General features: G+C 64.1%; 10 protein-coding genes and 1 tRNA gene. 4 read left to right on the top strand and 7 right to left on the bottom strand.

Annotated elements, in window-relative coordinates; all coding sequences use genetic code 11:
• Positions 1-8: 8 nt before the first annotated feature.
• Genes PSQ39_RS10975 through PSQ39_RS10960 form a run of 4 tightly spaced genes read right to left on the bottom strand, consistent with a single transcriptional unit; the run spans position 9 to position 5,642 of the window.
• Positions 9-1,640: an ABC transporter ATP-binding protein gene (locus PSQ39_RS10975; protein ID WP_273926804.1), complete on the bottom strand. Its 1,632-nt coding sequence runs from the start codon at positions 1,638-1,640 to the stop codon at positions 9-11.
• Entirely contained in the window at positions 1,637-2,743 is a 1,107-nt protein-coding gene (locus PSQ39_RS10970) for an ABC transporter permease (RefSeq protein ID WP_273926803.1), read from the bottom strand. Before PSQ39_RS10970 ends, PSQ39_RS10975 begins: the two co-directional genes overlap by 4 nt.
• On the bottom strand, positions 2,709-3,743 hold the full coding sequence (locus PSQ39_RS10965; RefSeq protein WP_273926802.1) for a microcin C ABC transporter permease YejB: 1,035 nt from the start codon (positions 3,741-3,743) through the stop codon (positions 2,709-2,711). The genes PSQ39_RS10970 and PSQ39_RS10965 overlap by 35 nt, the downstream gene beginning before the upstream one ends.
• 48 nt (positions 3,744-3,791) lie before the next feature.
• Positions 3,792-5,642: an extracellular solute-binding protein gene (locus tag PSQ39_RS10960; RefSeq protein WP_273926801.1), complete on the bottom strand. Its 1,851-nt coding sequence runs from the start codon at positions 5,640-5,642 to the stop codon at positions 3,792-3,794.
• A 150-nt stretch (positions 5,643-5,792) separates the two neighbouring features.
• Here PSQ39_RS10960 and fabI point away from each other — a divergent pair, with 150 nt between their 5' ends.
• Both fabI and PSQ39_RS10950 read left to right on the top strand, forming a co-directional pair.
• Entirely contained in the window at positions 5,793-6,596 is an 804-nt protein-coding gene (gene fabI / locus PSQ39_RS10955; RefSeq protein ID WP_273926800.1) for an enoyl-ACP reductase FabI, read from the top strand.
• Between the two features lie 116 nt (positions 6,597-6,712).
• Positions 6,713-7,636, top strand: a complete 924-nt coding sequence (locus PSQ39_RS10950; RefSeq protein ID WP_273926799.1) for a DNA ligase — start codon at positions 6,713-6,715, stop codon at positions 7,634-7,636.
• Positions 7,637-7,710: 74 nt separating this feature from the next.
• Here the strand turns inward: PSQ39_RS10950 and PSQ39_RS10945 are convergent, their stop codons facing one another.
• A complete protein-coding gene (locus tag PSQ39_RS10945) occupies positions 7,711-9,981 on the bottom strand; it encodes an arginine/lysine/ornithine decarboxylase (RefSeq protein ID WP_273926798.1) in 2,271 nt (756 codons plus the stop codon).
• Between the two features lie 354 nt (positions 9,982-10,335).
• Positions 10,336-11,934, bottom strand: coding sequence for a methyl-accepting chemotaxis protein (locus PSQ39_RS10940; RefSeq protein WP_273926797.1), 1,599 nt, complete (start codon positions 11,932-11,934; stop codon positions 10,336-10,338).
• 313 nt (positions 11,935-12,247) lie between these two features.
• Between PSQ39_RS10940 and PSQ39_RS10935 the strand changes: the two genes are divergently transcribed.
• Positions 12,248-13,012: a carbonic anhydrase gene (locus tag PSQ39_RS10935; protein ID WP_273926796.1), complete on the top strand. Its 765-nt coding sequence runs from the start codon at positions 12,248-12,250 to the stop codon at positions 13,010-13,012.
• Between the two features lie 139 nt (positions 13,013-13,151).
• A tRNA-Ser gene (locus PSQ39_RS10930) sits at positions 13,152-13,241 on the top strand.
• A 120-nt stretch (positions 13,242-13,361) separates the two neighbouring features.
• Here PSQ39_RS10930 and PSQ39_RS10925 read toward each other — a convergent pair.
• Positions 13,362-13,670 (bottom strand): c-type cytochrome, encoded by a 309-nt coding sequence (locus PSQ39_RS10925; protein ID WP_273926795.1) that lies wholly within the window; start codon positions 13,668-13,670, stop codon positions 13,362-13,364.
• Positions 13,671-13,883 lie beyond the last annotated feature (213 nt).

Genomic DNA, 13,883 nt, shown 5'->3' with positions numbered 1-13,883 from the left:
GCATTCCCTCAGTCCAGCGCCGCGTGCACCAGGGTGCGGGTGTAGTCGCTTTGGGGTGAGGCCAGCACTTGCGCCACCGGGCCGGACTCCACCACCACACCATCCTTCATCACCAAGACCTCGTGGGCCATGGCGCGAATCACGGCGATGTCGTGGGTGATCAGCAGGTAACTCAGGCCACGCTCGCGTTGCAGAGTCTGCAAGAGCTGCAGCACCTGCTTTTGGATGCTGACGTCCAGCGCACTGGTGGGCTCGTCCAGCACCAGCCAACGCGGGCGCACGATGAGGGCGCGGGCGATCGCCAAGCGCTGCCGCTGCCCACCTGAAAATTCATGCGGGTAACGCGCCAACAGGCCTGGAAACTGAGCCTCCGACAGGCCCACCTCGGCCAGCACGGCCTGCACCCGCTCCCGCCGGCCTGCAGGACTCAGGCTGGGTTCATGCACCAGCAAGCCCTCACCCACGATCTCCTCCACCGTGAGGCGGGGCGAGAGCGAAGAAAATGGGTCTTGGAACACCACCTGCACCTGTTGGCGCAGCGCGCGGTGGGCCGGGGTGTTGCGCGTGCCCAGGCCTTGCCAGGTCTGACCGCCCAGGTCCAGTTGGCCCGTGAAGGGCAACAAACCCAGCACCGCCTGGGCCAAGGTGGATTTGCCCGAGCCGGACTCGCCCACCACGCCCAAGGTCCGTCCCTCACCCAGATGGAAGCTGGCGCCCCGCACCGCCACGAACTCCCCCCGGCTGAACCAACCGCGCCAACCCGGGCGCGGCACGGCGTAGCTGATGCGCAGGTCTTGCGCGCGCAACACGTCGGCGGGCTGAGGCGCTGAGGCGTCGACCTCGGTGACCTGGCGCGCCGGCACGCTGTCCAGCAGCTGGCGGGTGTAGGCGTGCTGGGGTCGGGCAAAGACCTCGGCCACGGGGCCCTGCTCAACCAAGTGGCCGTTCTCCATCACCGCCACGCGGTCGGCAAAGCGGCGCACCATTTGCAGGTCGTGGGTGATCAGCAGCACGGCCATGCCGGTGCGGGCCTGCAGGTCGCTGAGCAAGTCCAGAATCTGCGCGCGCAGGGTCACGTCCAGCGCGGTGGTGGGTTCGTCAGCCAGCAGCAGGCGCGGCTCGGTGGCCAGGGCCATCGCGATCATGGCGCGTTGGCGCTGCCCCCCCGAGAGCTGGTGCGGGTAGGAGCGGGCACGCCGCTCGGGTTCGGGCAGGCCCGTGTCGGCCAGGGCCTGCACCGCCAAGAGCCAGGCCTCGCGGCGGTTCAAGCCTTTTTTGAGCTGCAGCACCTCGACGATTTGCTCACCGATCGTGAACAAGGGGTTCAGGGCCGTCATCGGCTCCTGGAAGATCATGGCGATGTCGTCGCCACGCACGCGCAACAAGTCCCGCGCAGGCAGGGCCAGCAGGTCCTGGGGAGGCGCTCCGGTTTCGCGTGCGCTCAGCCAGATTCGGCCCTGGCAGCGGGCCTGGGCGGCCAGGCGCAGCAGGCTCAGCGCGGTGACCGACTTGCCGGAGCCCGACTCGCCCACCAGCGCCACTTTTTCACCAGCGGCCACACGCAGGTCGATGCCGTGCACCACCTCCTTGGCGCCAAAGGCGATGCGCAGCTGTTCAATGTGCAACAGGTCCTGGCTCATAACTGGGCCTCCGCCTTGCGGGGGTCCAGCGCGTCACGCAGCGCGTCGCCCATGAAGGTCAGCAACAGCAAGGTCACGACCAGCACGCCAAAAGTGGACAGCGAGATCCACCAGGCGTCGATGTTGGCTTTGCCCTGGCTCAGCAGCTCGCCCAGCGAGGGCGTGCCCGGTGGCACCCCCAGGCCCAGAAAATCCAGCGAGGTCAGCGCCAGGATGGCCGCGCTCATGCGAAAGGGCAAGAAGGTGACCACGGGCGTGAGGCTGTTGGGCAGGATGTGGCGCCAGATGATCTGCGCGTTGGACACGCCCAGGGCACGGGCCGCCTTCACATAGTCCAGCTGGCGGTTGCGCAGGAACTCGGCGCGAACATAGTCGGACAAACCCATCCAGCCAAACAGACTGAGCAGCAACAGCAGCAAGGCCACGCTGGGCGCGAACACCGCGCTGAAGATGATCAGCAGGTACAGCTCGGGCATGGAGCCCCAGATCTCGATGAAGCGCTGAAACGCCAGATCGGTGCGCCCGCCAAAGTAGCCCTGGATGGCGCCCGTCAGCACGCCCAGCACGACCCCGGAGACCGTCAGCGCCAAGGCAAACAGCACGCTGACCCGAAAGCCATAGATCAGCTGAGCCAAGAGGTCGCGGCCGCGGTCATCGGTGCCCAGCCAGTTGTCCCGCGAAGGCGCCGACGGGTTGGGTTCGCGGGCAAAGTAATTGAGGGTCTTGGGCCCGTAGGGGTTGGGCGCGAACACCGCCCAGTTGCCGGGCTGGGCCAGCTGGGCTCGGATGAAGGGATCCAGGAAGTCGGTGGGCGTGTCAAAGTCGCCGCCAAACACCTTCTCGGGGTAGTCATGCCACAGCGGCGTGTACAGCTGCCCCTGGTAGCGCACCAGCCAGGGCCGGTCGTTGGACACCAACTCCGCCGCCAGGCTGAACAGCACCAGTCCGACGAACAGCCAAAGGCTCACAAACCCGAGGCGGTTGCGTTTGAAACGCAGCCAGGCCCGGCGCGAAGGGCTCAGGCTGGCCGGGATGGCGGAGCGCTCGGCAGCGCCTGCGCGCGGGGCCTCAATCGAATTTGACACGGGGGTCCACCCAGACATAAGACAGGTCAGAAATCAGCTTGGTCAGCAAACCAATCAGCGTGAACAGGTACAGGGTGCCCAGCACCACGGGGTAGTCGCGCCGGATCACGCTTTCATAGCTCAAAAGGCCCAGGCCATCGAGCGAGAACAGGGTCTCGATCAGCAAGGACCCCGTGAAAAACGCCCCCACAAAGGCGGCCGGAAAGCCCGTGATGATGGGGATCAGCGCATTGCGGAACACATGCTTCCACAGCACCTGGCGCTCGCTCAGACCCTTGGCTCGGGCGGTGATCACGTACTGCTTGCGGATCTCCTCCAGGAAGGCATTCTTGGTCAGCATGGCGGTGACGGCGAAGCTGCCCAGCACCATGGCGATGATGGGCAAGGTGATGTGCCACAGGTAGTCCACCACGCGCGCCCCCCAGCTGAGTTCGTCCCAGTTGGCCGAGGTGAGGCCGCGCAACGGGAACCACTGCAGCTGGCCACCAAAGATCACCAGCAAGGCCACGCCCAGCACAAAGCCCGGCACGGCATAGCCAAACAAGACCAGCAAGGTGGTCAGCAGGTCAAAGCGCGAGCCCGCCCGCACCGCCTTGGCCACCCCCAGGGGCACGGCCACGCCGTAGCTGATGAAGAAGGTCCACAGGCCCAGGCTGGCCGAAACGGGCAATTTCTCCAGGATCAACTGCCAGACATCTTTGTTCTGAAAAAAGCTGCGGCCCAGGTCAAAACGGGCGAACTGGCCCAGCATCTGCCAAAAGCGCTCAGGCGCCGGTTTGTCAAAGCCATACAAGGCCTTGATCTGCTCGATGCGCTTGGGGTCCACGCCCTGTCCGCCCCGGTAGCTGAAGCCGCCCCCCTCCGCGCTGCCACTGCCAGCGGTGGCGGTGCGCGCCTCCACCAGGTACTGCTCCACCGGTCCGCCAGGCACGAACTGGATGACCACGAAGGTCAGCAACAGCACGCCGAACAAGGTGGGCACCATCAGCAAGAAACGTTTGATCAGGTAGGCCAGCATGGGTCTTTGCAATCGGTTGGGGAGGTCACGCGCTGCGCAATGGCGCGCTCAAGGCCGCGCCGGGGCGGCACCGGTGCCAGCGGGCGATCGCGCCCACCAGGTGTCAATGGCCCAGGTCTCGCCACCCGAGTACGGCGGCATGCCCGCAGGGCCTTGCAAGCGCCAGTGGTTGTAGGCCAGGCGGTGCGTGGGCGCGGTCCACTGTGGAATCAACACATGGCTGTGCACCACCACGCGCTCCAGGGCGCGGCAGGCGGGTTGCAGCTCGGCCAAGCTCTTGGCCCCCGTCATGCGGGTGATCAGCGCGTCGACCGCAGGGCTCTTCAGGCCCACGAAGTTGCCTGAATCCTCGGTGTCGGCCGCCTGGCTGCCAAACATGTCGGCGTACTCCTGACCCGGGTTGTGCGTGCCCCCAAAGGCCATGGTGGTGACGTCGAAGTCAAATTTCTGCAGGCGCTGCTGGTAGAGCGCAAAGTCCACCGGGCGGTAGTTGAGCCGGATGCCCAGCTTCTCCAGATTGCGCGCCCAGGGCGTGACGACGCGCGAGCCGCTCTCGTTGCTGTCCAGGTACTCCAGCACAAAGGCCTGCCCTTGGGCATTGCGCAACACGCCGTCTTGCACCTTCCAGCCGGCTTGGGCCAGCAGGGCCTGGGCGCGGCGCAGGTTGCCGCGCAAAGACTGCTCACCATCGGTGCGCGGCGGCACGGCCATGGGGCCGAACGTGGCCTCAGGCACCTGGCCACGCCTGGGCTCCAGCAAGGCCAACTCTTCGGCGGAGGGCCTGCCGGAGGCCGCACATGCGGTGTTGCCAAACAGGCCCGTGACGCGCTGGTAGGCGTTGTAGAACATCTGGCGGTTCATCCACTCGTAGTCCAGCGCCAGGCCCAGGGCCTCACGCACCCGCACGTCTTTGAGCAGATCGCGCCGGGTGTTGAGGACATAACTCTGAAAGCCCGCCGGCAAGCTGTGTTTGAACTCGCCTTTGACCAGTTCGCCGCTGTCAAAGCGCTTGCCCGTGACACGGCGCGCCCAGTCGCCCGCCGAGAAAAAACGCATCAGATCGAATTCGCCGGCCTTCAGGGCTTCCAGCTTGGCCGTGTTGTCCTTGTAAATCTTGACCGTGATGCGGTCAAAGTTGCCCGTGCCCCGCTTGACGTTGAGGTCGCGCGCCCAGTACTGCGGATCACGCACATAGGTGATGTCCTTGCCAAAGCGCACCGGTCCGATGCGGTAGGGCCCTGAGCCAATCGGGATGTCGGTCACCACCTGGTCAAAGGGCTTGGGCTTGCCGTCGACCTCGCCCCAGCGGTGGCTGAACACCGGCAGCCCGCCCACGGTCAAAGGCAGTTCGCGGTTGGGCTTCTTGAAACGGTAGCGCACGGTGCGCGCGTCGATCACATCCAGGCCCGCCACATCGGCCAGTTGGGTCTTGTAGCTGGGGGAGGTGAAGGGCCCCATCAAGGTGTCGTAGCTGAACTTCACATCGGTGGCCAGCACCGGGTCACCATTGTGAAAACGGGCCTCGGGGCGCAGGGTGAAGGTGGCGCTCAGGCCGTCCGCACTGACCTGCACATCGCTGGCCAGCAAGCCGTAGCCAGCGCCGGTTTCATCCAGCGATCCCGCCAGCAAGGAGTCAAACATCAGGCCACCGAGGTAAGCCGGTGCCGAGCCCTTCAACGTGAAGGGGTTGTACTTGTCAAAGGTGGAGGTGCGCAGGTTGCTGACCAGGCGCAGCTCACCCCCTTTGGGGGCTTGGGGGTTGACGTAGGCGAAGTGATCAAACCCCACCGGGTACTTGAGGCTGCCCCACAGCGCATAGCCGTGCGCAGCCCAAGCCCCCCCGCAGGCGAGCGAAAGACACAGGCCCAGGCTGCTGGCCCAGAGAGACGAAGAACGCATGAGACAATTCTGCCCTACTCCCGCCGCACTGCCGGGCAGACGCATGAAGCGCCCTGCCCTGGCGCCGGGCCTTGTTGGCCCCTGCTGGCGTGGCTGTCCTGCAACTTTCACCCGACGACAGGTCGTCGGGCCTCGAACTGGAGAACAAGAATGGGTTTCCTCACTGGCAAGAAGCTGCTGATCACCGGCGTGCTGTCCAACCGATCCATCGCCTACGGCATTGCCAAGGCCTGCCACGAACAAGGCGCCGAGCTGGCCTTCAGCTACGTGGGTGAGCGCTTCAAAGACCGCATCACCGAATTCGCTGCCGACTTTGGCTCCAATCTGATTTTTGATTGCGACGTGGGCGACGACGCGCAAATCGAGAAGCTGTTCACCGACCTCTCGGCCCACTGGCCCACTTTTGACGGCTTTGTGCACAGCATTGGCTATGCGCCGCGCGAAGCCATCGCGGGCGACTTCCTCGACGGCCTGAGCCGCGACGGCTTCAAGGTGGCCCATGACATCAGCGCCTACAGCTTCCCCGCCATGGCCAAGGCAGCCCTGCCTTACCTGAACGACAAGTCGGCCTTACTGACCCTGACCTACCTGGGCGCCATCCGCACCGTGCCCAACTACAACACCATGGGCCTGGCCAAGGCCAGCCTGGAAGCCTCGGTGCGCTACCTGGCTGAATCCCTGGGCGCCAAGAACCGCGGCCTGCGCGCCAACGGCATTTCGGCAGGCCCGATCAAGACCCTGGCGGCCAGTGGCATCAAGGGCTTTGGCAAGATCTTGTCGGTGGTGGCTGAGAACTCGCCCATCCGCCGCAACGTGACCATCGAAGACGTGGGCAATGTCGCCGCGTTTTTGATGAGCGACCTGGCCGCTGGCGTGAGCGCTGAGATCACCTACGTCGACGGTGGCTTCAGCCAGGTGGTCGGCGGCATTGCCGAGCCGACTGAGAAGGCCTGAGCGCCACAATCGGACGACGCTGTGGCCCGGATGTCCCGGGCCTGGCGGTCGCTCCGGCCTATACCCCCGCCGCATCCCGGGGGCCCGGGCTTTTGAACTCCTGAGAGGAGTACAGCATGTCCGAATCACGGCAGCGCTTGCTGCCGACGTCCCCCTGGCCTGCGCCGCCGAGTCGGCGCAGCGCTCTGCTGGCCCTGGCCAGCGTGACCAGCCTGGTGCAAGCCCGGCCGTCCCCCCATCAAACGCCCCTGATGCAAGCCACGCGCTACGAGCCGGGCCAGCCTGTGGACGGCTTTTGGGTCAGTGAAAAACTCGATGGGGTACGAGCACGCTGGGACGGACAGCGCCTGTGGACGCGCAGCGGCCGCGCCATCCACGCCCCACCCCACTTCACCCAGTCCTGGCCCAGCCTGATGTTGGATGGCGAGCTGTGGTCCGGCCCTGGGCAATTTGCGCAATCCGTGGCAGCGGTGCGTGACGGCCCCAGCAGCAGCGCCTGGCAAGGCCTGCGGATGATGGCATTCGATGCGCCCGAGTTACCCGATCCATTTGGCACCCCAGGCGGCCGTCTGCATCAACTCCAGGCGGCCATCGAGCAGTCCAAAGCGACCGACGCCCAGGTGGCTGGGCATTTGCAAGCCGTGGCGCAGCAGCCTGTCACCTCGGTGGCCCAGGTCAAGGCCTGGCTGGACGAGGTGCTGGCCCAAGGCGGTGAAGGTTTGATCCTGCACCGGGCCAGCGGGCTGTACCGATCAGGCCGGTCACCCGATGTGCTCAAGTACAAAGCTTTTGAGGATGCCGAAGCCCAGGTGGTGCAGGTGCTGCCAGGCAAAGGCGCATGGCGTGGCCAGGCGGGGGCCTTGCTCGTCCAGACCCAGGAAGGGCATCGCCTGCGCCTGGGCAGCGGCCTGCCCGAGGCGCTGCGCCTGGACCCCCCTGCGGTGGGCAGCTGGGTGAGCTTTCGTTACCAAGGCCTGCACCCCGGCGGCGTGCCCAGGTTCGCCACCTTTTTAAGGGTAGTGCCCGACATCAGCCTTTGAGGCGCGCCCCACTGAGCAGGGCGCTCACGGCGGGCGCGCGACCCAGGGTCAGCGCGAGCCCGCCCAACACCGCTTCAAGCGCTTTGCTTGATGCAATCCGCGAAGTAGTGTTTCTTGCCTTCGGCGTCCACCTCTTCGACCAGGCCGTGGATGTCGGTTTCGAAGCCCGGGCATTGGGCATTGAATTCGCGCGAGAACTTGAGGTAATCGACGATCTTCTTGTTGAACACTTCACCCGGGATCAGCAGCGGGATGCCCGGCGGGTAAGGCGTCACCAGGCTGGTGGTGATGCGGCCTTCCAGGTGGTCGATCTCCACGCGCTCGGTCTTGCGTTGGGCGATGTGGGCAAAAGCGTCCGACGGCTTCATGGCCGGTGTGTGGTCGCTCAGGTACATCTCGGTGGTCAAACGGGCGATGTCGTACTTGGCGTACAGCTCGTGAACGTGCTGGCACAGGTCACGCAGGCCCATGCGCTCGTAGCGCCGGTTCTTCTGGCAGAACTCCGGCAGGATGCGCCACATGGGCTGGTTCTTCTCGTAGTCGTCCTTGAACTGCTGCAGCGCGGTCAGCAGCGAGTTCCAGCGGCCCTTGGTGATGCCGATGGTGAACATGATGAAGAAGCTGTACAGGCCCGTCTTCTCGACGATCACGCCGTGCTCGGCCAGGAACTTGGTCACGATGCTGGCCGGAATGCCCGTCTTCGCGAACTTGCCGTTCAGATCGAGGCCAGGCGTCACGATGGTCGACTTGATCGGGTCGAGCATGTTGAAGCCGTCGGCGATCTTGCCAAAGCCGTGCCACTTGGCCGACTTGCTGTCGGCCTTGATGATCCAGTCGGTGGCGCGGCCAATGCCGTCGTCCACCAGCTTCTCCGGACCCCAGACCTTGAACCACCAGTCCTTGCCGTACTCGTCGTCCACCTTGCGCATGGCGCGGCGGAAGTCCAGCGCTTCGGCAATGCTCTCTTCGACCAGGGCAGTGCCGCCGGGCGGCTCCATCATGGCGGCGGCCACGTCGCAGCTGGCGATGATGCTGTACTGCGGGCTGGTGCTGGTGTGCATCAGGTAGGCCTCGTTGAAGAGGTGGCGGTCCAGCTTGGTGTTTTGCGAGTCCTGCACCAGCACATGGCTGGCCTGGCTGATACCGGCCAGCAGCTTGTGGATGGACTGGGTGGCGTAGACCACGCTTTCCTTCGGACGCGCGCGCTTCTTGCCCATCGCGTGGTAGGGGCCGTAGAAGGGGTGGAAGGCCGCGTGCGGCAGCCAGGCCTCGTCAAAGTGCAGGTTCTCGACGTAGCCGTCGAGCATGCCCTTGATGGTCTCGGTGTTGTAGAGCACGCCGTCGTAGGTGGACTGCGTGATGGTCAGGATGCGCGGCTTGACCTTCTTGGGGTCCACGCCCTTGAGCAGTGGGTTGGCCTTGATCTTGGCCTGGATCGACTCCTGGGTGAACTCGCTTTGCGGGATCGGGCCAATGATGCCGAAGTGGTTGCGTGTCGGCTTCAGGAACACGGGGATGGCCCCGGTCATGATGATCGAGTGCAGGATGGACTTGTGGCAGTTGCGGTCCACCACCACCACGTCACCCGGGGCCACCGTGTGGTGCCAGACCATCTTGTTGCTGGTGCTGGTGCCGTTGGTGACAAAGAAGCAGTGGTCGGCGTTGAAGATGCGGGCGGCGTTGCGCTCGCTCTCGCCAATGGCGCCGTTGTGGTCCAGCAGTTGGCCCAGTTCTTCCACCGCGTTGCACACGTCGGCACGCAGCATGTTTTCGCCGTAGAACTGGTGGTACATCTGGCCCACCGGGCTCTTCAGGAAGGCCACGCCGCCCGAGTGCCCCGGGCAATGCCAGGAGTAAGACCCGTCTTCGGCGTAATCCAGCAGCGCTTTGAAGAAGGGCGGTTGCACGCCTTCGAGGTAGCTCTTGGCTTCACGGATGATGTGGCGCGCCACGAACTCGGGCGTGTCCTCGAACATGTGGATGAAGCCGTGCAGCTCACGCAGGATGTCGTTGGGCAGGTGGCGCGAGGTCTTGGTTTCGCCGTAGATGTAGATCGGCACATCCAGGTTCTTGCGGCGCACCTCGTCAATGAAGCTGCGCAGGTTGAGCACGGCCGGGTCCAGGTCAGGACCGGGGGTGAACTCTTCGTCGTCGATCGAGAGAATGAAAGCGCTGGCCCGGCTTTGTTGCTGGGCGAACTGACTCAGGTCACCGTAGCTGGTCACGCCCAGCACCTCGAAGCCCTCGGTCTCAATGGCTTGCGCCAGAGCACGAATACCCAGGCCCGAGGTGTTTTCGGAACGGAAGTCCTCATCGATGATGACAATGGGGAAGCGAAATTTCATGCGGACCTCCGGGGGCGGAACAGGGCTTTAAATTAGAAACAGGCGCGAAGTGTAAGGAATATTGATTGGGCTCTTTTGACAAGCCCGTTTTTTCCCTCAATTTGTGGTGTCAGCAAGACAAGAAGCGCACAGCGCACCGTGCGGGAGGGCGCCATCCGCCGCCCCGTGCCCGGCCCGCCGCTGTGGGCTGGCGGCGTGGGAAGAAGGACCAAGTTCTCCCCGTTGGCTCTGGACAAAGCTGTGGACAAACCGTGCCCTCATCCAGAGAAGGTGGTCTAAGTCCTTGATTTCAAAAGACTTGCCTTGCACTGCTTAGTTTTAAGGCAGTTTCATGACGCAAGCGCCTGAAGGCCCTCAAGTGCCTGCCGAGAGCAAAAGCCGCGAACCAGGCGAGTCACTGGCCTGCGGCCCCACCTGAAACACCGACACCAATTGGCTCAGGTGCTCCGCCTGGCGGTTCAGGGCTTCGGTCGCGGCGGCCGCCTGTTCGACCAGGGCCGCGTTTTGCTGCGTCACCGAATCCATCTGGGCAATGGCTTGGTTGATCTGTTCAATGCCCAAGGTCTGCTCCTGACTGGCTGCGGCAATGTGGGTCACGATGTCTGCGACTTGGCGCACGCCCTGCTCCACCTCGGCCATCGTGCTGCCCGCCCCCGTGACCAGTTGCTGGCCCTGGTCCACACTGCTCACCGAAGCGGTGATCAAGCCCTTGATCTCCTTGGCGGCCTGGGCGCTGCGCTGGGCCAGCACGCGAACCTCACCCGCCACCACCGCAAAACCTCGGCCTTGCTCCCCTGCCCGGGCCGCTTCAACAGCAGCGTTCAACGCCAGGATGTTGGTTTGAAACGCGATCCCGTCGATCACGCCAATGATGTCCACAATGCGCCCCGAGGACGCATGGATCTGCCCCATGGTCTGCACCACCTGGCCCACCGCTTGCCCACCGGCCGTCGCCCGCTCCGAAGTAGCCTGCACCAATTGTTTGGCTTGCCGGGCGTTGTCTGCGTTTTGCCGCACGGTGCTGGTGATTTCTTCCATGGAGGCCGCTGTCTGCTCCAGGGCGCTGGCCTGGGATTCCGTGCGGCTGGACAGGTCCAGGTTGCCTTGGGCAATCTCGCCAGACGCGTGCAGCATGGCGTGGGTGCCCTGGCGCACTTGGTTGACGATGTCACGCAGACGCTCACTCATGGCCCCCAGGGCGTTGAGCAACTGCCCGGCCTCATCTTCCCGCTGACTTTGCGGGTGGACCTGCAAATCCCCGGCCGCCACCTGGTGAGCCACCTGCACCGCTTCGGCCAAAGGCTGGGTGATGCTTCGGGTGATCAACCAGGCCATGCTGACCGCCACCAGCAGCGCCAGAGTCCCCAGGGCCAGCATCTGATTTTGGCCACTGCTGTGCTCCCGTTCGATGTCCCGCGCCGTCTCGTCAATGGCCTTGCGTTGTTGCTCCAGCAAGGCCTGCAAACTGGCCAGGTAATTCACACCAGCGGGTTGAAAATCTTGCCGGAACAGTCGCTCAACCTCGTCCGCGGTCGCTGTGGCTTTGCTCGCCGTGATGGCATCCCGTGCTTTGACGTAGGCCACTCGGTGCCCCAGCAACTGCTTGAAAACGGCCTGTTCTTCAGGGGTTTCCAACAAGGCCTCCAGCTCTTTTTGCTGCTGCGATGACATCTTGGAGGCCGCAGCGTTCTCTTCAGCAAAAAAAGTGGCCAAGGTGGGGTCGGCGCTTTTGACCACGGCGGTGGTGCGCCGCACGCTGGTGTGGATGGTGCGGTACCAGTCCGAGACCAAGCGCTCCTTGGTCAAGGGTCGCTCCATCATCTGCTGGGTGTGCGCTGCAATGCCCTGCAATCGCCAAACCCCGACCGCCAGCATGGCGGTCATGAGCAAGATCAACACGGCAAAAGCCAGCGCAAGCCGACTGCCGATGCGAAGTCCAGCAAAAATGCCCATTTGGATCTCCAAGAGGCCTCCGTCTGGGCCCTGTTCGCACACCACCCTGGCGTTCAACTGTTCAGTATAGATATTGCTGCTTTTGGGGTGCGTTCGTGCACCGACAAGCCCGTGATTTGTTGGGGAAACATCCAAGCCTGTGGTGTTGCGGCGACAGCCCAAGCAGGCGAAGGAACCGCCAGTCGACAAGAACCCCGCGGCACCGCCATCAACCCCGCCCCCAGTCGGGCTTCGCCCATCATCCGCACGACCCGGCGTGCCAAGCCCCCCCCAGTTGGCGCCGCCCACCGACCTGACGAAAAGGAGCCCCTGCATGCCCCCTTCTTTTGGACTGAAGTGCCCCGCCATTGCCGTGGGTCTGCTTGCCTTTCTCCTTGGCAGCGTGGCCCAAGCCAATGCGCCAGGCCTACACTGGCGCTACACCGGCCCCCATGGGGCCGCCCATTGGGCCCAACTGGAGCCCAGTTTTGAGACCTGCAGCCAAGGGCAGCGCCAAAGCCCGATCAACATCCAACCGACCGTCAAAGAATCGCTGCCCGCGCTGGATTTTGCGTACAGCCCGATCGCGCTGAACCTGACCAACAACCGGCACACAGTGCAGGTCCAGGCGCCCTTGGGCAGCCAACTGAGTGTGGGCGGCAAGAGCTACTCGCTGGTCCAGCTCCACTTCCACACCCCGAGTGAAAACACGATCCAGGGACGCCGCTACCCCATGGAGGTTCATTGGGTGCACGAAAGTGCTGCGGGCGAATTGGCGATTGTGGCCTTGATGGTTCAAACAGGACGGCACCACGCGGCCTTCGATCCCATCTTTGCCCACCTGCCGCGTCCCGACGAAAAAATCACCGTTGAATCGCAGTCATTGGACCTCGCGGCCCTGCTGCCGTCACGACGGGGCTACTACGCCTTCGATGGCTCCCTCACCACCCCGCCCTGCACGGAGGGTGTTCGTTGGATGGTCCTCCAACAGCCGGTGCAACTGAGCACCAAGCAGATCCAGGCTTTCAGGCGCCTGTTCCCCCTCAACGCCCGCCCTGTGCAAGCCCGACATGAACGCACAATTCGAGCCAGCCTGTGAGCCCCAGGCTTCCAGTCACCGTGGGAAGGGGCGAACCGAAGTCATCGGCGGCACGCCTCGAGGCCTTCGGCAAAAATTAAAGCCAAGATTCCGATTTGGGCAAAAGCGCCTGCAATTCCTGCTATAGTTGAGGGCTTCCGGAGAGGTGGATGAGCGGTTTAAGTCGCACGCCTGGAAAGCGTGTGTGGGCTAATCCCCACCGCGGGTTCGAATCCCGCCCTCTCCGCCAGGTTTACGTTTCAGCGCTTTCAAAAAAGCCCTGAAATTCCCCTAAAAGCCCCGCCAGTCGGGGCTTTTTTGTTTTCCGCTGACCACAGCGGATTGACCCAGCCCCATCGGGCCCTGCTCCTTAATTTGGAGCCTTCCTCGCAGCGCTTGGCGCACTCACCGAAGCCGAGCCCAGGTACCCGATCAGCAGGCGCCGGTCCTCTGCTGAATCAACCCGGTAGTTCATGCTTTGACCCGGAATCAGCGCCTCGGGGTCACGCAGCCACAGGTCCAGGTTTTTGGCATCCCAGATCAGCCCACTGGCCCGAAGGGCTGGCGAGTAGTCATAGCCAGGCACACGCCCAGCCGTTCGCCCCAAAAGCTGTCGGTGCATCGGCCCCACGCGGTTGGCATCGATGGCGTGGCAGCCGCCGCAGCGGGCCTCGTACATCGCAGCCGCCTGCCGAAGCTCATCCGCGGAAGCAGGCCCAGCCAGGGCACGTGCCCAGGCCGACAGCCCATGTAACGTCAGCAGCCAAGTCAAAGCGCTGACTTGGACGACTCGCGGGCCGCGAAACGAATTCAAAGCGCCAAACCACTTCACCATGTCATCTCCTTCTGAGGGCCATCTGGCGCGGACCCAGGGCCACGCCACAGAAGGGAT

This window comes from Curvibacter microcysteis (assembly GCF_028649455.1).
In the GTDB taxonomy this organism is placed as follows: Bacteria; Pseudomonadota; Gammaproteobacteria; order Burkholderiales; family Burkholderiaceae_C; genus Curvibacter; species Curvibacter microcysteis.
This window is presented reverse-complemented; position numbering and strand designations above follow the sequence as displayed.